Origin of the sequence: Methylobacterium sp. AMS5 (genome assembly GCF_001542815.1) — a bacterium.
Taxonomy (GTDB): Bacteria; Pseudomonadota; Alphaproteobacteria; order Rhizobiales; family Beijerinckiaceae; genus Methylobacterium.
In genome coordinates this window covers 976,061-998,020 of the sequence record NZ_CP006992.1, presented here as the reverse complement: position 1 = coordinate 998,020, position 21,960 = coordinate 976,061, and the positions used below count along the sequence as shown (strand labels likewise).

16 protein-coding genes and 1 pseudogene are annotated in these 21,960 nt (G+C 66.5%); 5 read left to right on the top strand and 12 right to left on the bottom strand.

The annotated features are described in order from the left end of the window. Positions 1 to 42: 42 nt before the first annotated feature. From Y590_RS04645 to Y590_RS04620, 6 genes are all read right to left on the bottom strand, one after another. The gene (locus Y590_RS04645; RefSeq protein ID WP_060768837.1) at positions 43 to 1,611 is read right to left on the bottom strand and encodes a sodium:solute symporter family transporter; all 1,569 of its coding nucleotides are present in this window, start codon (positions 1,609 to 1,611) and stop codon (positions 43 to 45) included. Between the two features lie 10 nt (positions 1,612 to 1,621). After that, positions 1,622 to 1,918, bottom strand: a complete 297-nt coding sequence (locus tag Y590_RS04640; protein ID WP_060768836.1) for a DUF485 domain-containing protein — start codon at positions 1,916 to 1,918, stop codon at positions 1,622 to 1,624. Positions 1,919 to 2,026: 108 nt separating this feature from the next. After that, on the bottom strand, positions 2,027 to 3,136 hold the full coding sequence (locus Y590_RS04635; protein WP_060768835.1) for a carbon-nitrogen hydrolase family protein: 1,110 nt from the start codon (positions 3,134 to 3,136) through the stop codon (positions 2,027 to 2,029). A 102-nt stretch (positions 3,137 to 3,238) separates the two neighbouring features. After that, positions 3,239 to 4,135 (bottom strand): LysR family transcriptional regulator, encoded by an 897-nt coding sequence (locus tag Y590_RS04630; RefSeq protein ID WP_060768834.1) that lies wholly within the window; start codon positions 4,133 to 4,135, stop codon positions 3,239 to 3,241. Between the two features lie 373 nt (positions 4,136 to 4,508). After that, the gene (locus tag Y590_RS04625) at positions 4,509 to 4,958 is read right to left on the bottom strand and encodes a DUF6691 family protein (protein ID WP_060768833.1); all 450 of its coding nucleotides are present in this window, start codon (positions 4,956 to 4,958) and stop codon (positions 4,509 to 4,511) included. Positions 4,959 to 4,976: 18 nt separating this feature from the next. Beyond that, positions 4,977 to 5,402 (bottom strand): YeeE/YedE family protein, encoded by a 426-nt coding sequence (locus tag Y590_RS04620; protein WP_060768832.1) that lies wholly within the window; start codon positions 5,400 to 5,402, stop codon positions 4,977 to 4,979. A 356-nt stretch (positions 5,403 to 5,758) separates the two neighbouring features. On the opposite strand from Y590_RS04620, the gene Y590_RS04615 reads away from it, so the two are divergent. Continuing rightward, positions 5,759 to 7,699 carry a heavy metal translocating P-type ATPase gene (locus Y590_RS04615; protein WP_060768831.1) on the top strand — a complete coding sequence of 647 codons (1,941 nt, stop codon included), beginning with the start codon at positions 5,759 to 5,761 and terminating at the stop codon, positions 7,697 to 7,699. A gap of 163 nt (positions 7,700 to 7,862) precedes the next feature. On the opposite strand, the pseudogene Y590_RS27200 reads toward Y590_RS04615, so the two are convergent. Continuing rightward, positions 7,863 to 8,106, bottom strand: a pseudogene (locus Y590_RS27200) (transcriptional regulator). A gap of 274 nt (positions 8,107 to 8,380) precedes the next feature. Between Y590_RS27200 and Y590_RS04605 the strand changes: the two are divergent. The 4 genes from Y590_RS04605 to Y590_RS04590 all read left to right on the top strand — a co-directional run bounded on the left by Y590_RS04605 (position 8,381) and on the right by Y590_RS04590 (position 13,333). Next, positions 8,381 to 8,584: a hypothetical protein gene (locus Y590_RS04605; protein ID WP_060768829.1), complete on the top strand. Its 204-nt coding sequence runs from the start codon at positions 8,381 to 8,383 to the stop codon at positions 8,582 to 8,584. Positions 8,585 to 8,667: 83 nt separating this feature from the next. Next, entirely contained in the window at positions 8,668 to 9,510 is an 843-nt protein-coding gene (cysE, locus tag Y590_RS04600) for a serine O-acetyltransferase (protein WP_060772159.1), read from the top strand. A gap of 420 nt (positions 9,511 to 9,930) precedes the next feature. After that, positions 9,931 to 11,322 (top strand): family 2B encapsulin nanocompartment shell protein, encoded by a 1,392-nt coding sequence (locus tag Y590_RS04595; RefSeq protein ID WP_060768828.1) that lies wholly within the window; start codon positions 9,931 to 9,933, stop codon positions 11,320 to 11,322. Next, positions 11,309 to 13,333 carry a family 2A encapsulin nanocompartment cargo protein cysteine desulfurase gene (locus Y590_RS04590; protein WP_060768827.1) on the top strand — a complete coding sequence of 675 codons (2,025 nt, stop codon included), beginning with the start codon at positions 11,309 to 11,311 and terminating at the stop codon, positions 13,331 to 13,333. The genes Y590_RS04595 and Y590_RS04590 overlap by 14 nt, the downstream gene beginning before the upstream one ends. A gap of 147 nt (positions 13,334 to 13,480) precedes the next feature. On the opposite strand, the gene Y590_RS04585 is transcribed toward Y590_RS04590, so the two are convergent. The 5 genes from Y590_RS04585 to Y590_RS25420 form a co-directional block, all read right to left on the bottom strand. Then, positions 13,481 to 14,473: a FecR family protein gene (locus Y590_RS04585; RefSeq protein WP_060768826.1), complete on the bottom strand. Its 993-nt coding sequence runs from the start codon at positions 14,471 to 14,473 to the stop codon at positions 13,481 to 13,483. Between the two features lie 3 nt (positions 14,474 to 14,476). Continuing rightward, positions 14,477 to 14,992 (bottom strand): sigma-70 family RNA polymerase sigma factor, encoded by a 516-nt coding sequence (locus Y590_RS04580; RefSeq protein WP_060768825.1) that lies wholly within the window; start codon positions 14,990 to 14,992, stop codon positions 14,477 to 14,479. 843 nt (positions 14,993 to 15,835) lie between these two features. After that, positions 15,836 to 17,611 carry an ABC transporter ATP-binding protein/permease gene (locus tag Y590_RS04575; RefSeq protein ID WP_060768824.1) on the bottom strand — a complete coding sequence of 592 codons (1,776 nt, stop codon included), beginning with the start codon at positions 17,609 to 17,611 and terminating at the stop codon, positions 15,836 to 15,838. Next, complete coding sequence (locus Y590_RS04570) at positions 17,608 to 19,350, bottom strand: ABC transporter ATP-binding protein/permease (RefSeq protein WP_060768823.1); 1,743 nt, start codon at positions 19,348 to 19,350, stop codon at positions 17,608 to 17,610. Before Y590_RS04570 ends, Y590_RS04575 begins: the two co-directional genes overlap by 4 nt. Before the next feature lie 29 nt (positions 19,351 to 19,379). Next, the gene (locus Y590_RS25420) at positions 19,380 to 21,884 is read right to left on the bottom strand and encodes a TonB-dependent siderophore receptor (RefSeq protein ID WP_083530751.1); all 2,505 of its coding nucleotides are present in this window, start codon (positions 21,882 to 21,884) and stop codon (positions 19,380 to 19,382) included. Between the last annotated feature and the right edge of the window lie 76 nt (positions 21,885 to 21,960).

Below are 21,960 nucleotides of genomic sequence, written 5' to 3'. Positions count from 1 at the left end.
GTCGCTCGACGCCCCGTCCATGGGTAATCCCCGGCCGAGGGCTCAGCGGCCGGCGTAGGCCGTCCGCGACGCACCGAACATGATCCTCCGGCGCATCTCCTGGAAGGTGCTGTCGGCCGCATCCTCCTTGGTCAGGAGCGAGACGGCGATCGCGACGAGGAAGGACAGCGGCATGCTGATGAGGGCCGGGTTCTTCATCGGGACGAACCACCAGGCCTGCGAGACCTCCGCGAGGCTCCGCCCCAGCACATCGACCTGGATCGTGGGGGAGAGGCTGATCAGCAGCAGCGAGGAGAACGTGCCGATCAGGATGCTGGCGACCGCCCCCGCCGTCGTGAACCGCTTCCACGTGATGGAGAGCAACAGGGCCGGGAAGTTGGCGGCCGCGGCGACGGCGAAGGCCAGCCCCGCCATGAAGGCGACGTTCTGGCCCTCGAAGACGATTCCGAGAAACACCGCCAGCACCGCGATGGCGACCGTCGCGATCCGGGCGACGGTGAGCTGCTCGCGCTCCGGGGCATGGCCGTTGCGGACGACGTTGACCCAGATGTCGTGGCAGACCGTGGCGACCCCGGAGAGCGTCAGGCCCGCGACGACCGCCAGCATGGTCGCGAAGGCGACCGCGCAGATGAAGCCGAAGAAGCCGTTGCCGCCGACCGTTAGCGCGAGCAGCGGTGCCGCCATGTTGCCGCCGCCGCCCGCCTTCGTGACGGCCTCGGGCCCGACGAGGACCATCGCCCCGAAGCCGATCACGAAGACGAGGAGGTGGAACGAGCCGATGATGCCGGTGGCGTAGAGGATCGACATCCGGGCCTCCTTCACGTCCGGCACCGTGAAGGCACGCATCAGGATGTGCGGCAGCGCCGCCGTGCCGAACATCAGCCCGACCCCGAGCGAGATCGCGTCCCATCCGCTTCCGGCGACCTTGGATCCCGGCTGGAGCACGCGCTCGCCGTACTTGTCGGCCGCCGCCGAGAACAGGCGCAGCGGGTTCATCTCGAAATGGGCGAGCACGAGGAGCGCCAGAACGAGGCCACCGAGGGAGAGGAGCACCGCCTTGATCACCTGAACCCAGGTGGTGGCCAGCATGCCGCCGAAGATCACGTAGATGAGCATGGCGGTGCCAACCACGATGACCGAGGCGGTGTAGGGCAGGCCGAAGAGGAGTTTGATCAGTGAGCCCGTCGCGACCATCTGGGCGATCAGGTAGAGCAGGATGACGGTCAGGGTGCCGATGGCGGCGGCCATCCGCACCGGGCGCTGCCGCAGGCGGTAGGCGACGACGTCGGCGAAGGTGAACTTGCCCAGGTTGCGCAGCGGCTCGACGATCAGGAACGAGATGATCGGCCAGCCGACCAGGAAGCCGATGGAGTAGATCAAGCCGTCGAAGCCATTCGACGTGATGATACCGGCGATGCCCAGCAGCGCGGCCGCGCTGAGGAAGTCGCCCGCGAGCGCCCAGCCGTTCTGCCAAGCCGTGATCTGGCCTCCGGCGGCGAAGAACTGCTCCGTGGTGCGCGTGCGCCGGGCGGCCCAATAGGTGATGCCGAGCGTCAGCGCCATGAAGATGAAGAAGAACGTGACAGCGAGGGGATTGTTGGCGGCCTGCATGGTTCGCTCCTCAGCTCATGATGCGGCGCACGGCCGGGTCGTAGAACCGGTTCGCCCAGACGACGTAGACCAGACAAAGGACAAATGAGCCGACGATCACCCCTGCGCCGAGCAGGATGCAGAGCGACAAGCCGGGCATCAGGATCGTGCCCATCGCAGTCTTGGCGAAGGCGAACATCGTCATGAACCCGAAATACATCGTGATCATCACGAGACTCAGCGCGATCGCCACGCGCGATCGCGTTCGCGATAGTCTTGTGATCGCCTCGGCCTCCTCGCGAGGGGCCACTCTATCGGGTGAAAGCATGCTGCACCTCCGTCCATTCGTGCGGGATCTGGCGAATACCTCCGGGAGGCCGAAGCCCCCGGAGCCGGCGCGGCGTCACCTTCGAGGCTCGGCCGCGCCCGAACCGTCTCAGTGGCCTGCGCGGCGAAGCGGCTGGACCGGCGCCGGCTCGCCGAAGCCGGGCTGTGCGCGCGCGCCATCCGGATCGAGGGCCTCGAGCCCATCGACGCCGTCGGCGGCAACTCCCGACGGCCGGACGGCCGCGTCGAAACTGATCGGCTCGCGCGGCGTGCGGTCGACATGGAGGCGGAAGATGTCGAAGCGGTTGTAGTAGCCGACGACGTCGTGGAACTGCTTGGGCTCGACGCAGGCCTCGATGTCGATGTCGGCGTAGACGATCGTCTCGTCCCCCTGGTGCGGCTCCACGACATGGGAGCCGGTGGGGTCGAGGACCATGGATACGCCCGCCGGGGTCCGCTCGACGAGCTCGGCGAGGGCGGTGTCCCCGTCGCAGAGGGTGGCCCTGGCGGCCGCGTCGAGGACGGCGGAGCAGACGATGTTGAACACCTTGGCCTCGAAGGCATGCGCCCCGGCACGGATCTCGATGGCCCGTTTCAGGTCGTAGGCGGCGCTTTCTCCCGGCGGGCGGGTCGGCCAGGCCGGCGGGTAGGTCGAGATGTGGACCTGCTCGCCCTGCGCCATCAGCGTGTACCGGGCCAGCGGATTGGTGTTCTCACCGCAGATCAGCATGCCGACGCGGCCGATCTCGGTGGGCGTCACGCGCAGGCCCCGGGCGTCGCCGTTCGCCCAGATGAGCTTCTCGTAGAAGGTCGGCACGAGCTTGCGGTGGTGGTTGAGGATCGCCCCGTCGCGGCCGATCAGCACGTTCGCGTTCCACAAGCAGCCGAGGCTGGCCTCGGTGCTCTCGCTGAACCCCAGCGAGACGAGCACGCCGTGGCGCCGGGCGGCGGCGCGGACCGCGCCGATCTCCGGGCCGTCCAGGCGCACGGACTGGGCCGCGAGGCGCTTGAACAGATCGTGGTTGTGGATCGGCGCCCGCAGGGCCGCCCAGAGGGGGAAGCCCGGCATGTACCCCTCGGGAAAAACCACGAGATCGGCGCCCGCGCGGGCGGCCTCGCCGATCAGTGCAACGGCCTTCTCGGCGGAGGCGATGCTGTCGAGGAAGACCGAGGCGACGTGGCAGGCGGCCGCCTTGAACTTCGGGTATTGGAGGGACATCGACACGGCTCCTGGAACGGGATGCCGCATTTGCAACAGAGGCCGTCCCCGTCGCGAAGGTGGAAAATCCGCAACGCCCGCTGCATTCTTGCCGTGACCTGCCTAAAATCGGTTCAAGTACTTTGCCTCCGTTGCGAACAGGTCGGCCAGGAAGCGGGTCACGGCGCGGATCCGGCCGGCATGCTCGATGTCTTCGTGAACACCGAGATAGAGTTCGCGCTGCACCACGACATCGTCCGCCAGGACGGGGATGAGCGCCGGGTTGGTCTTTGCTGAAAAAAGCGGCAGCAGGCCGAGCCCCGCCCCTGCGGCGACGGCTGTCTGCTGGGCGGCCATGCTGGTGGAGCGGAAGGCCACGTTCGTCGGCTTCAGGACTTCGAGCAGCCAATGCACCGGCTCGATCGCCACGAGATCATCGACGTAGTCCACGAAAGCGTGGTCCTGAAGGTCGGCGCGCGTCTTCGGGCGGCCGTGCGTGGCCAAGTAGCGTTCTGATCCGAACAGGGCCAAGCGGAACTCGCCGACCCGCCGCACCTTGAGGCGCGGGCCCTGGGGCGGCACGAAGGACACCGAGATGTCGGCCTCGCGTTTGGTCAAGTTGATGAGGTGCCGCTCCGTGACGAGTTCGACCACGATGCCGGGCATGGCGGCGGCGAACTCGGCGAACTTGGCCGACAGGTAGAACGCGGCGATGCCTTCCATGCTGGCGACGCGCACGCGTCCCGCGGGCTCGGCTCCATCCGAAAGACCGAGTTCTTCCGGCACGGACAGCATCTTCTGTTCGATCGTCTCCGCGATCACGAAGAGCTTGTGGCCGGCCTCGGTCAGCAGGAAGCCGTCGGAGCAGCGCTGGAAGAGTTTTGTGTCGAGCCCCCGCTCCAACTCCGCAATGCGACGGCTGACTGTCGTGTTATCGACCCTGAGCCGACGCGCGGCCGGCATCAGCCGGCCATGCCGGGCAAGCTCCAGGAAGAAGGTGAGGTCGTTCCAATCGAACATGCGGTGATCTGACGTGAGACACGGTCCGGGCCAAGGTTCTCCGCCAAGTTTCTCTATCGCGGTAAGAGAAGCAACTGGTTGAAACCTGGCCCGGCGTCGAAGAGCTGCGAGACCGACTTCCGCCGAGCCAGAGAGCGCTCCGGGGACGCCTGTCAGCGAGAACGCGGCCGCGCATCGCCACGTCACGGTCCCGGCCCTCTGCAGGACGAGGTTGACCGCCGCGCTGACCGTGACCGCCAGGGCGCGGGTGCGGATAGCGACGTGAGGCGAGTTCACGCCGACCACGCATGTCAGCAGCGGGACTGCGAGGATCGAGCCGCCCCGCCGCCCCCGCCAGAGGCGGTGGCGAGACCGGGCGTGAGCAAGCCGGGGTTTACGCGTCAGCCCCTTGAACGGCCGTCGGCTTCGAGGCCGCCGAGGGCACGAGGCGGAACAGCAGCATGCCGACGACCATGGCGACGACGAAGGTCGCGGCTTGCGCAGGCGCGACCGTCAGGAGGGTCAGCGCCGGCCCGGGGCACAGGCCCACCAAGCCCCAGCCGATGCCGAAGACCGCGGCACCGGCGATCAGGCGCGGGTCGAGGTCGCGCCGGGTCGGGATCTCCAACCGGGGCGCGAGCAGCGGCCGGCCGCGCTGCCGTGCGACGAGGGTGCCGGCGGCCGAGACCGCGACGGCGCCCGCCATGACAAGGGCAAGGCTCGGATCCCAGCGTCCCGCCACGTCGAGGAAGGCGAGGACCTTGGCCGGATCAGCCATGCCGGAGACGAGCAGGCCGAGCCCGAACAGCAGGCCGACGGCGAAGGCAGAAACGGTTTTGGCCATAACGGTTTTGGCCATGGCTCAGGCTCCGAGCAGGTGGCGCGTGACGAAGACGGTCAGGATGGCCACAGCCATGAAGGTGCCGGTGGCAGCGAGGGAGCGGGGTGAGCCGCGACCGATGCCGCAGACGCCGTGACCGCTGGTGCAGCCGGCCCCGAGGCGCGCGCCAAACCCGACCAGCAGACCCGCGACGACGAGGAGCGTGAACGAGGCGTCGACCGTCACCGACAGCAGGCTTCCTCCCAGGCCGGCATAGACCAGCGGCGCCAGGACCAAGCCGGCCAGGAAGGCGGCCCGCCACCAAGTCTCGCGCGAGGGAGGGGTGAGCAGCCCGCCGAGGATGCCGCTGATGCCGGCGATCCGTCCATTCAGAAGCAGGAACAGGGCAGCGGAGGCGCCGATCATGATGCCGCCGAGAGTGGCGCTGAGTGGCGTGAAACCGTCCATGGGGATCTCTCTCGGGCTGCGACAGCGGCAAACCCGCGGGCGCTATGGGCTCCGCACGCCGGCTCCGGAGTTGCTTGGACCGGCTGCCCTCGTACCGGATCGCGGTATGTTAGATCAAGCTAAATTAGATATATCTAATTTACTGTCAAGAGCGAGACGCCTTGGCGATCCCTGAAACGACAGAGCGGGTTTCGCCTCAAGCAGGCGCGCGGCAACCGGCGCATCCCTGCCGATCTCGAGGCGAAGTCGAGCATTGAGCCGATGAAGGCCGACGCCGCAGCGCTGGCGCCCGGCGGAACGGGGTCGGGAAGATCACACCTTGCTCTGGCCCGGCCGGTCGCGTTTGATCGAATGTCATGCCTGTTCCAGCGCCCTTCGAGACGACCCGCCCCGGATCTACGACCGCAAGGGGCGAAGCGTCTGCGGACGGTGGCCGGTGGCGGCAAGCGCTGCACCGTTGGCAGGCGACGCTTCCGCTCGTCGGGCTCTGCGCCGGGTTGGCCGCACAGGCGTTCGGCGCGCCGGACGTTGCCTTCTGGGCCTGGACCGTCCCGACCCTGGTCGTGCTCGCCAGTCTTGCCCGTGAGGTCGTCACGAGCCTCCTGAAGGGCGATGTCGGCCTCGACCTCGTCGCGCTCCTTTCGATGAGCGGAGCCATCGCTCTCGGACAGCCGCTTGCCGGCGTGGTCATCGCCCTGATGTACGCGGGCGGTCAGGCGCTCGAAGCCTTCGCGGCGGGACGCGCGGCCCGGGAGATGACTGCGCTGCTGTCACGGCAGCCACGCACCGCACTCCGCGAGGACAGCGAAGGCGTGCACGAGGTGCCCATCGACGCGGTCGTCTCGGGCGACCGCGTGCTGGTCCGGGTCGGCGACGTCGTCCCCGTCGATGGGCGCGTCGTGGCGAGCCGCGCCGTGCTCGACCAAGCGAGCCTTACCGGCGAGGCGCTGCCCGTCATCCACGAAGCGGGAGGCGCGGTGCTCAGCGGCTCCGTCAACGTCGGGACACCCTTCTCGCTGGTGGCCGAGCGCCGGGCAGCGGAGAGCACCTATGCGGGTATCGTCCGCCTGGTCGAGGCCGCACGCGAACGGAAGGCGCCGATGGTGCGCTTGGCCGACCGCTATGGCCTTGCCTTTCTCGCCGTCACCCTTGCTCTCGCCGGGGGCGCCTGGGCGGTCACCCAAGATCCGCTGCGAGGCCTCGCCGTCCTCGTGGTCGCGACGCCGTGTCCGCTCATCCTCGCGGTTCCGGTCGCCCTTGTCTCCGGCCTGTCGCGGGCGGCGGCGAGCGGGGTGCTGATCAAGGGCGGGGGCGCCCTGGAGACGCTGGCCAAGGTCAGCGTCCTCGTGGTCGACAAGACCGGCACGCTGACGCATGGCACGGCCCATTTATCGGCCACCGAGGCCTTCCCGCCGTTCGATGAGGCAGAGGTGCTTCGGCTCGCCGCCTCCCTCGATCAAGTCTCCGCGCATCCGACGGCGCGGGCCCTCGTCGACGAGGCCCTGGAGCGGGGGCTCGACCTCGCGCAGCCGGAACGAGTGCAGGAGATGCCGGGGGAAGGGGTGACAGGTTCGGTCGAGGGCGCCTCGGTCTCGATCGGAGGGCCGCGCCTGATGCGCAGGATAGGGCTGACCTTCCCGGCCGAAGAGCAGCCGATCGCGGCGAGCGGCGCTGCGGCGGTGGTGCTCGTGGCCGTCGATGGGCGCCCGGCGGGCAGATTGAACTTGACGGACCCGCTGCGGGCGGACGGCGCCGCCGTGCTCGCGGCCCTGCGGGCCTGCGGCATCCGGCGCATCGTGCTTGCGACGGGCGACCGGCGCTCGATCGCCGAGGCGCTCGTCGCGGGAGCGCCCATCGATGCCATCGCTGCCGACCTCGATCCGGCGGACAAGACCGCCGTGGTGGCGGCCGAGCGGGCGCGAGGGCCTGTGATGATGGTCGGGGACGGCGTGAACGACGCCCCCGCGCTGGCCGCGGCGGATCTCGGCGTGGCGCTCGGCGTACGGGGCGCGGCCGCGGCGGCCGAAGCCGCCGACGTAGTCCTGCTCGTCGATAGCCTCGCCCCGCTTCCGGGCGCGATCCGCATCGCCCGCCGGGCCAAGTTCATCGCCCTTCAGAGCGTCTGGGTCGGCCTCGGATTCTCGCTCGCCGGAATGGTTGCCGCAGCCTTCGGCTACCTGACGCCGCTTCAGGGCGCGCTGCTCCAGGAAGCCATCGACGTCGCGGTCATCCTCAACGCCATGCGGGTGCTGGCTCCAGGGCCGGCAGAAGCAGAGCCCGAGACGGCGGCGGCCTGATATCATTCGCGCAAAACCCGTACGGCTCCGCGCCTGTCCGGCACCCGAATGAGGCCGAGATAACGCAAAGGCTACAACATCGACATGCGGCCCGCGGGTGCGCCATGAGCCCGTCTGCGTCGCCGGCGGCGCTGCGAGCGGAGGGGTGCGGTGCCCGGCACGCTCAGCCGATCTGCGGGCAGACGATGTCCGTCAAGGTCGCGAGCAGCCGGGCGACCCTGGGATCCTCCCGTCGGGTCGGACAGGGTTTGGCTCTCGCGCCGAAACGCGATCAGCCGGTCCTCACGCAGCAGGCACAGGACGAGCCGGCGCTTCTCGTTGGCGTGGAGTCGTAACCGGTGCGCAACGTCCGCCGCCTTGTCTTGGCGGAGCGGCCGACCGCTCGGCGTATCGGCATCAGATCCCAGGCGACGGCGGGCCGCCGTCCTGCTCCGGGGTCGCGCGGCGAGAAGTAAGGAACAAGGCTTGCCAAACGGCGTTCTGTCGATAATTATCGAATTGAAACAATGACTTATCGAAAATAATGCTCTTGATCCGCTCTCCCGCGCAGCAAATCTTCTCCCGTATCCCGGCACGCTTGGTAGGCTCTTCCTACCCCTCCCGCGATGCGCGATTCGACAAGCTGTGCGCGAGCCGGTGGATCGGAAGCCGTGACGGGATTTCCGCTTCAAGGACACCATCATGCTGAGTGCGACGATGCTTCCCGGCGATCAGGTCGTGTTCGATCGGCTCGACCTCGCCGAAGCCCTCGGGATCTGGCGCCATGCGCGGGGCTGGGTGGTCGGCATCCACGGTCAGGCCGGCCGCGCCACGATCGATGTCCAGTTCGACGGCCACGAGACCCTGCAGAGCTACCTGCCGGACCTGTTCCGGCGCATCTCCTGAAGCGATCGGACCGTCCGAAGATGCACGGCCATGACGAGCGCCGCGATGCGGCCGGCTGGCGCGCGGCCCGCCCCCTTCCCGAGATGCCGGCGCTGGCGATCACGCTGCCGCTGCGCGCCACGAACCGAAGCACGGCGGAGACCGACGTATGGGCCGCGATGCGCGCCGAGGCCGAGGCCGCGCTGATCGAGGAGCCGCTCTATGCCGGCCTGATCCAGGCGACGGTCCTCGACCAGCGCAGCCTGTCGGAGGCTCTGGCCTATCGCCTCGCCCACCGACTCGGCGACGGCGACCTGTCGCGGCTCACCATGCGCGATCTCTGCTTCTCCGCATTCGAGGCCGACCGGCATGCAGGGCTGCACGCCGTGCGCGACCTCATCGCCATCCGTGAGCGCGACCCGACCTGCCGGCGCTATCTCGATCCGTTCCTGTTCTACAAGGGTTTTGCCGCGCTCGAAGGCTACCGGGTGGCGCACTGGCTCTGGCATCAGGGTCGGGCGACGCTCGCCCTGCACGTGCAGAGCCGTATCTCCGAGGTGTTCGGCTGCGACATTCACCCGGCGGCGCGGATCGGCTCGGGGGTTTTCATCGATCATGCCACCGGCGTCGTCATCGGCGAGACCACGGTCGTGGCCGACGACGTCTCGATCCTCCAGTCGGTGACGCTCGGCGGCAACGGCAAGGAGAGTGGCGACCGGCATCCGAAGATCGCCCGCGGCGTGCTGCTCAGCGTCGGCGCCAAAGTGCTCGGCAACATCCGGGTCGGGGAAGGCGCCAAGGTCGCCGCCGCCGCGGTGGTGCTGCACGAGGTGCCCGCCCACACCACCGTCGCGGGCGTACCGGCACGGGTGGTCTCGCGCCTGCGGAGCGACGAGGAGCCCGCCCAGACCATGGATCAGTCCTTCGGTTTCGGCGACGGAATCTGAGCCGGCGGCCAGAAAAATCTTTCCGCAACGGGTTGCTTCACGCCCTTCTCGTCAGAGAGCGATCTGGAGAGTATTATTCTCATTACTCGCGATTTTGCAAAATACATTGCTCAATAATACAGATTCGAAAGATTCGCATTCTGCGCTTGCCTAAAAAATTGGAAGATCATTCCGTTGACCGCTGGTTACTGCCGCGCCTAGTACATCAATCGCTCCGACTGAAGGTCTCGATAGACCCTGTTCGGGCAAGTCGTAATCAATAGCGTGACGGTGATCGCAAGTTCAGTGCGGTGCCGGCGCGGCCTTTGTGCCTGCGCCATGTCGGCGGCTGCCTGTCACCAGAACCCGATGAGCTGCCGGCGCCGGTCCCCCCGTCCGCGCCGGCCGAACTTCCGAAACACCGTAAGGAGACGACGAGCGATGAGTGGACCGGGCCTGAGCGTGAGTGCATCCGCTGCGCGTAATCTAGCGACCGCGACCGTCACGTCGGTCCAGAATGTCGCCAACACTCCCCGTTTCCTCCTGCGTCTCCTGCCCTTCGTCGACGTTGCCGGCGGCGTCTACCGGGTCAACCGCCGCGCCGTGGTGCTGGCCAAGCCCGGCCGCATCGATCTCAGTCTTGAGGACAAGGGCCGCACAATACGCCCCAGCTCGCTGCGGGCCGTGCCGCTGTTCAGCCGCCTGGGCGACGCCGAACTGGCCGCGCTCGCGGACAAGTTCACGCAGAGCCGGCACAAGGCCGGCGAGGTCATCGCCGAGGAGGGCTCGTCCGGCCGCAGCCTCGTTGTGGTTGCCGACGGCACGGTCGAGCTGACCCTGTCGGGCCCCTATAAGGGCCGGCTGCGCCAGGGGCTTGCCACGCGCGGCGACTATTTCGGCGACGACGCCCTCGTCGGTGAGGCCGGCCCGGCGCCGGCGGTGAAGGCGCTCTCGGCGGTGACGCTGCTCACCCTCGACCGCGCCGCGATCGAGGACGAGGCCGTCCGCTCGCGCATCGACCAGTACCAGGAGGAGCGTGACCGCCTGAAAGGCCACACCAACTCCTACGGCGAGCAGGGTATCGAACTCCTGGCGGTCCATGCCGGCGAGCCGCGCCTGCCGACCACCTTCGTCGATTACGAGATCGATCCGCGCGAGTATCACCTCTCGACGATCCAGACGATCCTCAACACCCACACCCGCGTCACCGATCTCTATTCCAACGAGATCGATCAGCTGCGCGAGCAGATCCGCCTCACGGTCGATGCCGTGAAGGAGCGCGAGGAGTGGGAACTGCTGAACAACTCGCAGTTCGGCCTGCTCGGCGAGGTCGCCGGCCGCCAGCGCATCCCGACCCGCTCAGGGCCGCCGACCCCGGACGATCTGGACGAGCTGCTGACCCTGGTGTGGAAGAAGCCCGCCTTCTTCGTGGCCCATCCGCGCGCCATCGCCGCCTTCGGCCGCGAGGCCACCCGCCGCGGGGTGCCACCCGTGGTCGTCCACCTCTTCGGCGCGCCCTTCATCACCTGGCGCGGCGTGCCGCTGGTGCCGAGCGACAAGCTGCCGATCGACACCGATCCGGCGACGGGTGCGCAGACCACCTCGATCCTGCTGCTGCGCGTCGGCGAGGGCGAGCAGGGCGTGGTCGGCCTGCAGAAGTCGGGCGTGACCGGCGAGATCGAGCCCGGCCTGTCGGTGCGTTACATGGGCACCAACGATCACTCCATCGCCTCGCACCTCGTGACCCGCTACTTCTCGGCCGCCGTGCTGGTCGAGGACGCGATCGCCCGTCTCGATAACGTGCTGCTGGGCAACTACCATGACTACGCCTAACGCACCCGCTCTCGGTCTTCCGACCGGCAGCGCGGGCGATCTGGCGCATGCCGATCTCGTCTCGCGCCTCGCCCGCGAGATCTATGGCCAGGGACAGGCGGCCAGCGCGCCGTTCCAGACCCACCTGCCGCAGACGCCTCAGGCCCCGCAGGACCTGGAAACCCTCCCCACCGGTTCCGGGCAGCCCGCGCTGCCCGGCGCCGCCCTCGGCACGCCCTCCGTGCCGTCGGGCGCGCTGCCGTCGGGCTTTCAGCCCGACGTCTCGGCCCAGGCTGCCCGGACCTTCGGTGCGCCGCCGGTCGGCCTGCCGGGCCTGACCGGTCCGTCCCACGCCAACCCGGTCGGTGCGACGCCCGCGCCGGCGAGCGCAAACCTGTTCGATGTGGCGGCGATCCCCTCGGTGCATCCGTTCCCGAGCCCGGACCGGCTGCCCGAATTCTTCGTACCGAGCTTGCCCGACGTAGCCGCGGCGATCCCCGGCGGCCCCGACCTGCACCGGCAGATCGCGACCGACCATCCCCGCGCCAACGGCTTCGCCCACGCGCTGGCGCCGCACCTCGTGCCGCGCGATCCCGGCAAGCCCGGCGGCGACGCCGCGCAGGAGCGTTTTTCGCGCACCGGCCAGCGCCCGCATCCGGGCGGATCCGCTCCCGACAACACGGGCGATTACTACTTCCTGAGCCCGGCCCCGCCGCCCGCGAGGGGCAAGAAGGCTGCCGCCCAGCTGCGGGTCGAGCCCTCGCGCCACGCGGGGCCCGCCCCGCGGGTGACCTCGCACGGGTCGGTCCCGGCCGGCGCGCCGTTCGATGTCGAGCACGTGCGAAAGGACTTCCCGGCGCTGCACCAGAGCGTGAACGGCCACCGCCTCGTCTGGCTCGACAACGCGGCCACCACCCACAAGCCGCAGAGCGTGATCGACGCCACAGCGGAGTTCTACAGTCGCCACAACTCGAACATCCACCGGGCCGCGCACACGCTGGCGGCGCGCTCCACGGATCTGTTCGAGGGCGGGCGCGAGAAGACGCGGCGCTTCCTCAACGCGCCGAGCAAGGACGACATCGTCTTCCTGCGCGGCACCACGGAAGCGATCAACCTCGTCGCCAACTCCTACGGCCGGGCGAATATCGGCGCGGGCGACGAGATCATCGTCTCGACCATCGAGCACCACGCCAACATCGTGCCCTGGCAATTGCTGGCGCAGGCGACCGGCGCGACGATCCGGGTGATCCCGGTCAACGACCGGGGCGAGATCATCTTCGAGCAATACGCCGCTTTGCTCTCGGGCCGCACCAAGATCGTCTCGGTCACGCATGTCGCCAACGCGCTCGGCACGGTGAACCCGATCCGGGAAATCATCGCTCTGGCGCATGCCTACGGCGTGCCGGTGCTGGTCGATGCCGCGCAATCGACCCCGCACATCCCCATCGACGTGCAGGCGCTCGACGCCGATTTCCTGGTGTTCTCCGGCCATAAGGTGTTCGGGCCGACCGGCATCGGCGCCCTGTACGGGAAGCGGCACCTCCTGGAGGCGATGCCGCCGTGGCAGGGCGGCGGCCACATGATCGAGGACGTCACCTTCGCCAAGACCGTCTACAAGGGCGCGCCCGAAAAATTCGAGGCGGGCACGCCCGACATTGCCGGCGCCGTCGGCCTCGGTGCAGCGCTCGACTACCTCGAGAGCGTCGGCCTGCCGGCGATCGCGGCCTACGAGCACGACCTGCTCGACTACGCCCAGGAAGGCTTGGCTGAGGTGAAGGGCCTGCGCCTGATCGGTACCGCGCTCGACAAGGCGAGCGTCATGTCCTTCACGATCGATGGCCTCACCAACGAGGCCGTCGCCCACCACCTCGATTCTCTCGGAATCGCGGTGCGCTCGGGCCATCACTGCGCCCTGCCGGCCCTGCGCCGCTTCGGCGTCGATCAGTCGGTGCGCGCCTCTTTGGCCTTCTACAACACGCGGGAGGACGTCGACCTCTTCCTACGCGGGCTGCACACCTTGCCGCGGCGCTGACCTGCGCGTCCAAATACACATTCGGGCGAAGCTGTCGAGCTGGCCTCGCCCGTTCACTCTTGTCGATCTGCGATGATGGATTGCGGGTCAGCAGAAGGCAACGACATCGGCCTGATCAAAGGCCTGCGATCGACGGCCGGCCTTTGATCAGGCCGAAGATTCGATCTTGATCCAGATGCCGGCGGTCTGGGTTATCTTCAAACCGACGGATCGAGCGAGTGTATCCAGAGCTGCGATGGGTTCGAAGAGGTTGAACACGCCCGTCGCGCGCCGATCCGCCACCTCGGGGCTGAGCCGGATGAAACCGGCGAAGTACGGGCGAATCTGCTCGACGATGCTCGCGACGGGTTCATCGTCGATCACGGTGAACCCGGTTGTCCAAGACGCTTCGGCCTCGGCATCGATCTTGCTGCGCGAAAAACCGGTCCCGTCGTGACTGACGCGTTCGCTCGTCAAGACGTTGAAGTAACGCCCTTCCCCTTGGATCGTGCCGCTGCCCTTGAGGCCCGTGACGGCCAGGCGCCCCTCATGCCGGTCGAGAACGAAGGTGCCTGCCGACGCATCGAGCCGGAATGAGCCCAGATCGACCACGAACGGGCGGGTGTCCTGCTCGGACACGTCCAGCATCATCCGGCCGATCACGAGTTCCACGCGCCGCTCCGCCGCAGAGAGCACGACGTTGATCGACGAGCGCGGCGCCAGCACGACCTTGCTGCCGTCATTGAGTTCGAAGCGCGCGTGCTCGGCCGTGCGGGTGTATCGATCGTTGAAGAGGTCCTGCAGCGGCACGAAGCGCTGAAGGGCGGTCGTGCCGACGCCCCCCGCCGCGACGAGGCCGACCAAACCGGCCAGGACCGATCTGCGGTCGCGCATGGTCGCCCGCCCACGGATCTGGGAGACCGTGCCGCGGGGAAGGCCGGAGCGGGCCAGGATGTCGAAGGGCTGAAGACCGCCCGACAGGCGATTCCAGGCTTCGGCGTTGCCGGGGCTGGAACCGCGCCACCGTTCGAAGTCCCGAAGCTGACTCTCCGACATCCGTCCGGCGCTCACGGCCACCATCCACTTGATGGCTTCACGGCCGCTCCCGTCGATCCGGGGATCGTCGATGTCGCTTTTCCGACGGACGTTCGCGTTCGCCATCCCTCAGATGTCCGCCCTTGCCAGATAGACCGCGGAAAAGCCCTGAGTCATGTACTTGCTCACGGCGCTGAGCGAGACGTTGAGTTCCTGGGCGATCTCCTTGTTCGACATGCCATCGATCTGACTCATGAGGAATGCCGCGCGGGCTCTGGGCGACAGCTGGGAGAGCACGGCATCGATCTTCTGGAGCGCCTGGACGATGATGAGCCGCTCTTCTGGCGAGACGTCGACGGCCTCCGGGATGGTCAGGAGCGCATCCTCGTAGGCATTCTGAAGCTTCTTGCGGCGGCGGGCATCGAAGATGATCCGCTTGGCGATCGTGGTCATCATCGCGCGCGGTTCACGCACGCTTCCCACGTTCGGCAGAGTCATAAGCGACAGGAAGACATCCGAGACGATATCTTCGGAGGCGTGGACCGTCCAAGGCTGTCGCGACAACCACGAGCCGAGCCAGGAGGAATGCTCCCGGAACATCGTCTCGACCAGCCTTGCATCCAGAACGCCAGCAACACGTGCCATCAATACCCCCGCGCTCGCAGCTGGACCTCCACCGTAGACGTGAAGGCAGCCCGTTGTTCTGTTTCGTCATCCGCCGCACGCGCGATGCGGGGATGAGCGTCTCTTAGATTAGAAAAGTCCCTAGCCCGGATTTACACTTTTTGTTGTAGTCTAGCTTTCCAAAGTTGTCCGCGCGCGCAAAAGCTTGCTTTTCGACTTGGCGCTGGAACAGATGATTGTTCCAGCACCGTATCCCGACCCCGAGGTCGGGTCTTGTTATCGAGCACCATGCACCCGCCATGCCAACATATGACAGAAATATAACCCAATCCACTCCACGCTCTCACGATCCCCACTTCATCCAGCACGTTATTTCCGTGCTCCGGACGGGATCGCGCTGGAGGTGCAACCGGACGGGCTGCGCCCCGATGAGGCGGTTCCCATCCGACGGGCTCGATCGAGGCCGTGATCCGCAGAGCGAGGCCGACCTCGACAGGTCGCTGCGCCCCGGCCGCGGCCATCGGGGCGAGGGGAGGTCGGCGCCCCGCGATCGGCGGATGCCCCCTGTGCGCCTCGCGACAGCGGCGCGATATTCCGCGCGTGAGGAGAGACGGGCCGGTACGCGCGGTCTGGAACGCATTCCGACGAAGGGGTCACCGGTTCGCCGAAAAAATGCGCGTCACAATAAGGACCGAGAGGCGCCGGCCCGATGCAATGGGGCCGGATACGGCTCCAGAGCATCGTCCCGAAAGGCGGTTGCCGGCCTTCGAAAAAAAGATGATGCGAAAACAAGAGCCTCAAGCATCGTCCTGGATCTGGGATCCAGGACGATGCTTGAGGCCGAATGTTCGATCGCGACCGGATTTACCGCGTGTGCGGAGCGGCCGACACCGGGGTCAGCGTCCAGCCGCCGCCGGGCTCAAGGGTCAGCATCTGGGCATGATGCGCCAGGATGCCGGCGCGGTGTCCGACGCTCACGAAGCGCGCGCCCGTAGCCGCCAGGACGCCGTAGAGATGAGTCTCGGTCGCGCCGTCCACGGCGCTGGTGGCCTCGTCGAGGAGGACGAAGCGGGGCCGCGCGATCAGCACGCGGGCAAAGGCCAGCCGCTGTTGCTCGCCCAGTGACAGGATCTGCCCCCAGTCCTTGATCGTCGAGAGGCCGCCATGGATCGCCGCGAGGTCGGGCAAGCGCACGGCCGTCAGCGCGTCGAGCAGGACGGCATCGGGCACGTCGCCACCATGCGGATAGAGAAGCTGCGTTCGGAGATCCGCCAGCGTCACGTAGGGACGCTGCGGCAAAAACAGGCAATCTGCGGCATGCGGCATCACCACGCGGCCGCTTCCCCGGGTCCACAGGCCGGCCATGGCGCGCAGAAGCGAACTCTTGCCGACGCCGGTCCGGCCGACGATGACGAGGTTCTCCCCCGACAACATCGTCAGGCTCAGGTCGCGCACGAGGCGCTGTTCGCCGCCCGGCGTTTCGAGGCTGAGAGCGTCGAGGGCGACCGTGCCGGCGCAGCGTTCGATCGCAATCCGCCGGTCGGCCCCCGCGGCCTGCTCCGCCTCGATTGCGTCGAAGCGCTCGACGATCTGGGCGATGCGCACCGCGTGGGGGGCGACGCCGGACAGGGGCGCCAGGATGCCGAGCAGAGCCGCCGCCGTGGCGGCGACAGAGGCCGAGACCGCGATGCCCTGCGTCAGGGTCCCGAAATCGATCTCTCCGGCGAACAGCCGGGGCGCAAGCACGAGGTAGGGAATCGCCACCCAGGCCAACCCGAACATGAGGGGCGCCATGTCGGTCACCGCCCGCCGGAACAGCGTGACGATGAGATCGCGCCGCACGACAGCGTCCACCTGCCCGTGCAACCGTGTCCGCTCGGCCGGCTCGCCCTCGTAGAAGGCGATCGCCTCGGCGTTGGCGTGGACGTGGGCGAGGCCGTAGCGCAGGTTGCCGGCGGCCATCGCCGCCGCGTAGCGCAGGCGTACAAGCGGCACGTAGCCGAGATAGGTCGCGACGCATTGCGCGAGGCTGACCGCGATCACCACCCGCATCAGCCCGCCGTCGATCGAGCCGAGCACGGCGCTGCCCGCGGCGAGCGCGCCGAGCGAGCCCAGCACCCTCACGGGTAGGCCGAAGAACAGGGTGACGACGTTCGAGACGCTTTCCTGGATGCGTTGATCCGGATTGTCGATGCCGCCGCGCTGGGCGATGTCGTAGTAGACGCGGTCGGCGAGATAGCGTCCCGCGATCCACTCGGTCAGCCAGATCCGCCAGCCCTTGGTGATCCAGGCGGTCAGGATCATGACCAGCCCGCCGACGAGGATCTCGCCCAGGAAGAGCGCCGCGTAGACGAGGAAATGCCAGCGAAACAGCGGCCCGTCGCGCTCCGTCAGCGCGTTGGTCATGTCCCTGAGGGCATAGGACGAGGCGAGGTTCAGATAGGTGACGAGGGCCGTCTGACCGAGGATCGCGGCCATGGCGATCCAATAGGGCCAGGCCGCGCGGCGGGTCCAGAACGGAATGAAGAAACGCGCGATGCGCCGCAACAGCAGACCGTCGATGCCGAGATCCGCCTTCCGGGCGGAGGACGAAACCGAGGGGTCGTAGGCGGCAGCACCCTCTCCGACGAGCCCGCTCACAGTGCCTCCGCCGGCTCGGCCAAGCGCGCGGCCACGGGCGCCAGTGTCCAGCGCCCTCCGGGCTTGAGCGTCAGGATGTGGGTATGGTGCGCAATGATGCCGTGTCGGTGCCCGACGCTGACGTAGCCGACGCCGCTGCGGGCGAGCCGCGTGTAGAGATGCGTCTCCGTCGCCGCGTCGAGGGCGCTCGTCGCCTCGTCGAGAAACACGAAGTCAGGCCGGGCGATCAGGGCGCGGGCGAAGGCGATGCGCTGCTGCTCACCGCCGGAGAGGGTCTGGGACCAGTCCCGCACCGCCGAGAGGCCGCCATGGGTGGCGGCGAGGCCGGGCAGGCGCACCGCCTCCAGAACCTCGAGCAGCGCCGCGTCGGACCTCGCCACCCCGTGCGGATAGAGGAGTTGGCCGCGCAAATCCCCACCGGTGAAGTAGGGGCGCTGGGGCAGGAACAGGGTGTCGCGGGCTGGGGGCATGGCGATGCCCCCCTGTCCACGGGTCCAGAGGCCCGCCATGGCGCGCAGGAGCGAACTCTTGCCCACGCCCGTCTCCCCGACGATCACGAGGCTTTCCCCCCGCTCGACCGTCAGGCTCAAGGCCCGCACGAGCTGCCGCGCCCCGTCCGGGGTTTCGAGGGAGAGGTTCTCGACGGTCACGCGGCAACCGCCGCGGCGCATCGCGATCCGGGGAACGTCGGTCCGCTCGTCCGCCCGTGCCATCGCATCGAATCGCTCCTGGAGCGGCGCCAGTCGGGCGACCCGGACGGCGAGTTCGCCGAGCGAGGCGACGATCTGGGACAGCGTCTCGATCACGCCGCGCATCATCAGGGTGATCGCGGTGGCCTGGGCCAGCGTCCCGTAGCTCATCTCGCCCGCCGCGATGCGCTCGCCCAGAACGAGGTAGGGCAGCGTCATCCAGGCCAAGGCGAAGGCGGCGTGCACTGTGAGGTACAGCACGGCCTGAAACCGATCGAGGCGGAGCGCCCGGTCGGCGGCCGCGCGGGTGCGGTCCATCACCGCCCGCTTCTCCACCGCCTCGCCGCCATAGAAGGCGATGGCCTCGGCGTGATCGCGAATATGGACGAGGTCGCGCCGCAGATCGCCCTCGGCGACCTGGAGCGCGAGCTGGCGCCGGACGATGGGGGGGACGGTCAGATAGGTCGCGGCGACCTGCACGAGCCCGAGCGCCGGAACCACGAGCAGGAAGCGCTCGTCGATGGCGAGGAAGACCGCGATGGCCCCGCCGAGCCGCGCCACGACGCCGACCGTCCATTGCAGCATCTGGATGGCGTGCTCGATGAAAGGCTTCACGCTCTCGGCAATGCGCTGGTCGGGATTATCGAGGTCGCCGCGCAAACGGATGTCGTAATAGGCGCGCCGGGCCAGATACTGATCGATCACGTGCCGGCTCAGCCACCGGCACCACGCCGCCTCGACGAAGCCATCGACGATGAACCGCGCCTGCGGCACCAGCATCTTGGCGGCATAGACGATCAGATAGGCCGTCAGCGCCGTCTCGAACGCCGCCCCGTCACGGCCCAGCAGCGCATTCGTGGCGTCCTTCAGGAGGGCCGCCGAGCGCACGACGAGATAGGACAGCAGGACGCCCTGGCTCAGCAGCACTGCGAGGCCGATCCAGGCCGACCAGGATTGCGGCCGGCGCCAGAACGGCACCGTCAGGCGGACGATCCGCCGGAAGAAGAGGGCGTTGATCGAGTGGTCTGCTGTCGTCTGACCGGCGGCCATCGCTGTTCGATTTTGGCGGAAATACATTTTTACTCGAATGAGTATCGAGCCTGGAAAAGGACCGTCCTGCCTTGGCCGACGCCTATAACTTGCGCCCCATAGCTCGGCGTATAGTAATATTTATCGAAAATATTGTCGATCTTAAGCTGCATGGACCAGCGATTGTAATCGTATCCAATCAATGCGTCGGCTGTGACGAAGCCAGGGGTCTTGTAGAGAACCGGTCGAGCGTATTGATCAAGTGCGGATGGATCATCTGTCGTGCTATTCGAATTACCTCGCCCGCCGAAACCGAGCGTCAATCCTTGGAAAAGGCCGCCCTGAAACGTGTAGGTTGTCCACAAGCTCCCAGTAAACTGCGGTCTTCCCGACAGAGCGGGTAGAAATTCGTTTGTTGCATACTTGGCGATCACTTGTCCGAAAGATGCAATGAGATTCAATCCGGGATAAACTTCTCCTTGTACATCGACTTCGAAAGCTCGTGTCGAGAGACCGGAGATTGGGATGGCATATCGACAATCCTCCGGATCGCAAATAGAAGTATTATTCTCGAAAAGATCCGAGTAAGACGTCGTAACGGTCAGCTTTTTATCAAACAGGAAGAAACGACCTCCGACCTCCCACTGATCGGCTGAGCCGGGCGGCAGTGGTTGGCCGTTCCTTTGTGTCGTATAATTAGGCTTAAATCCCACATTCCGCGAGCCGTAGACCGTAAAGTATGGGGTGACGTCGAATGCGGCGCCGGCAAGCCAAGACAGGCCGCTTCCCAATCTCGGCACCAATTGCCTGTTGTCTTCAGTTTGGACGACGATCGGATTTCTGAATCTTTGGCGGAAGCGATCGAAGCGAACCGATCCAAGTATGTGAAGTCGATTATCCAAAGTATCAATTTGATCGATATAATAGTAACCTACGCCGTACGAATTTCGTAAGTCAACACCGCTGTTCGGAAAAAAGCTGTAGTCTGGAGTGCTGATCAAACTGTAGTATGGTAACCCAGTAAAAGCATTCGTCTGTAAGCCTCCGTATCTGAGGGTGCCGACAGTCTGGCCAAGAGCCTGGTAGTCGATTCCGAATTTCGATGTTTGGCGAGCAAACCCCGCATCATGAACGAGCGTAATATCCGATCGATTTGTGATTTTTTCGAAATCGTACGGAAAATAACTCAGCGTAGTTCTATAAACATTGATTGGGTCGCCCGAAGATCGTCTTAGGGTGCTCGGCCAATTGAATGTGTTGATCTCATTTTTTGATTTGCTGTAGAAGAATCGGTTGTTAAATGTCGTGTCGAAACCCAGAACGTCTCCGAAGCGAAGCGTCTGGTCAGAATACACATCTACAGTTTCATCGATGACGGCAAGTCGGGGGTTGAGATAAGGAACTCCACGCGGTAGCCTGAGGGGGCGCATCAAAGCTGAATTGTCAAAATCCTTGTTTATGATCAGGTTTGATGCTTCTACGAACGTATACTGCGCCGGCAGTCTCCGCTCCTTTCGATAGCGGACACCCGCCAAGATGGAAATGTCGCCATTGTCATACCGTGCCGAGGGCGAGATCAGATATTGATACCCATCGCGGTAGCCCGCATGATTTTCATCCGCATGATTTCCTGAGATATTGAAGCGATATGTCAGGCTTTCCGTGTCCGCGACGGGGCCACCAAAATCGAAGGCAAGCGTTCGATAATTGAATGAGCCATAGCGTATCGTCGCATCGCGAATTACCTGATTGGTCGGCTGCTTCGTCGCGATGTTTACCGTTCCGCCCAGTGAACTTGCGCCGTTTAATATCGACGTCGGCCCCTTGAGCACTTCGACGCGCTCGACGTCGTCGATTGGCATCTGGCTGAAGCCGCTGCTGAGCGCCCCGTTGCTAAAGCCCTGCCCGTTGATCGAAACATTATCGGTCGGGACGCCTCGAATAACGAAAGATTGCGCACCGGTAGATGTCGTTGCAATTGAAACACCGGAAACGTTCCGAGCCACATCACCTGCGTTTGTCGCGACCTGGGATCGAATCACATTAGAGGTGACTGCGTTCACCGAGAGCGGGATGTCTTTCGCAGCGACACCGGCAAGACGCACCGTGTCGCCGGCATTGCCGGCCTGAAACCCGACATCGCCGAAGCGCGATCCCCCGCTCTCATCGGTCACGTCGATGGCGGCGACATCGCCGAGGCCCGCGGCGGCGGCGGCGGGCGAGGCGCCGGTATCGGCGACGACGGTGACGCCGCCAGCCGCGCCCGGCACCATGCGCAGGCCCGTCCCCGCCAGAACCCGAAGCAACGCCTCGCGGACGGTGAGGCTGCCTTGAAGCGCGGCCGCCCGGCGGCCGGCGGCGACTTCGGGTGGGAAGGAGATCATCACGCCGCCCTGGCGGGAGATCGCAACCAGCGTACGGGCGAGATCACCCGCGGGCATGTTGAACTCGATCTGCGTATCGAGGCCGGCCTGCACCGGCGTGACGCTTGCCACAAGCACCGCGAGGACCGGAAGACCGGCCCTGCATGCGGAATGCCCCCAAACCTTGATCATTGCGGCCTCTTGAACTTGGCTCTCCCCTCCTTTGTCTGAGATGGCGGCCGAATCCCTACGGCTCCGCTTGAGAAAT

What these genes read in the sequence shown, in the direction of transcription:
- Y590_RS04645 (WP_060768837.1), bottom strand. Translation starts at nt 1,611, where the DNA reads ATGCAGGCCGCCAACAATCCCCTCGCTGTCACGTTCTTCTTCATCTTC.
- Y590_RS04640 (WP_060768836.1), bottom strand. Translation starts at nt 1,918, where the DNA reads ATGCTTTCACCCGATAGAGTGGCCCCTCGCGAGGAGGCCGAGGCGATC.
- Y590_RS04635 (WP_060768835.1), bottom strand. Translation starts at nt 3,136, where the DNA reads ATGTCCCTCCAATACCCGAAGTTCAAGGCGGCCGCCTGCCACGTCGCC.
- Y590_RS04630 (WP_060768834.1), bottom strand. Translation starts at nt 4,135, where the DNA reads ATGTTCGATTGGAACGACCTCACCTTCTTCCTGGAGCTTGCCCGGCAT.
- Y590_RS04625 (WP_060768833.1), bottom strand. Translation starts at nt 4,958, where the DNA reads ATGGCCAAAACCGTTTCTGCCTTCGCCGTCGGCCTGCTGTTCGGGCTC.
- Y590_RS04620 (WP_060768832.1), bottom strand. Translation starts at nt 5,402, where the DNA reads ATGGACGGTTTCACGCCACTCAGCGCCACTCTCGGCGGCATCATGATC.
- Y590_RS04615 (WP_060768831.1), top strand. Translation starts at nt 5,759, where the DNA reads ATGCCTGTTCCAGCGCCCTTCGAGACGACCCGCCCCGGATCTACGACC.
- Y590_RS04605 (WP_060768829.1), top strand. Translation starts at nt 8,381, where the DNA reads ATGCTGAGTGCGACGATGCTTCCCGGCGATCAGGTCGTGTTCGATCGG.
- cysE (WP_060772159.1), top strand. Translation starts at nt 8,668, where the DNA reads ATGCCGGCGCTGGCGATCACGCTGCCGCTGCGCGCCACGAACCGAAGC.
- Y590_RS04595 (WP_060768828.1), top strand. Translation starts at nt 9,931, where the DNA reads ATGAGTGGACCGGGCCTGAGCGTGAGTGCATCCGCTGCGCGTAATCTA.
- Y590_RS04590 (WP_060768827.1), top strand. Translation starts at nt 11,309, where the DNA reads ATGACTACGCCTAACGCACCCGCTCTCGGTCTTCCGACCGGCAGCGCG.
- Y590_RS04585 (WP_060768826.1), bottom strand. Translation starts at nt 14,473, where the DNA reads ATGGCGAACGCGAACGTCCGTCGGAAAAGCGACATCGACGATCCCCGG.
- Y590_RS04580 (WP_060768825.1), bottom strand. Translation starts at nt 14,992, where the DNA reads ATGGCACGTGTTGCTGGCGTTCTGGATGCAAGGCTGGTCGAGACGATG.
- Y590_RS04570 (WP_060768823.1), bottom strand. Translation starts at nt 19,350, where the DNA reads ATGGCCGCCGGTCAGACGACAGCAGACCACTCGATCAACGCCCTCTTC.
- Y590_RS25420 (WP_083530751.1), bottom strand. Translation starts at nt 21,884, where the DNA reads ATGATCAAGGTTTGGGGGCATTCCGCATGCAGGGCCGGTCTTCCGGTC.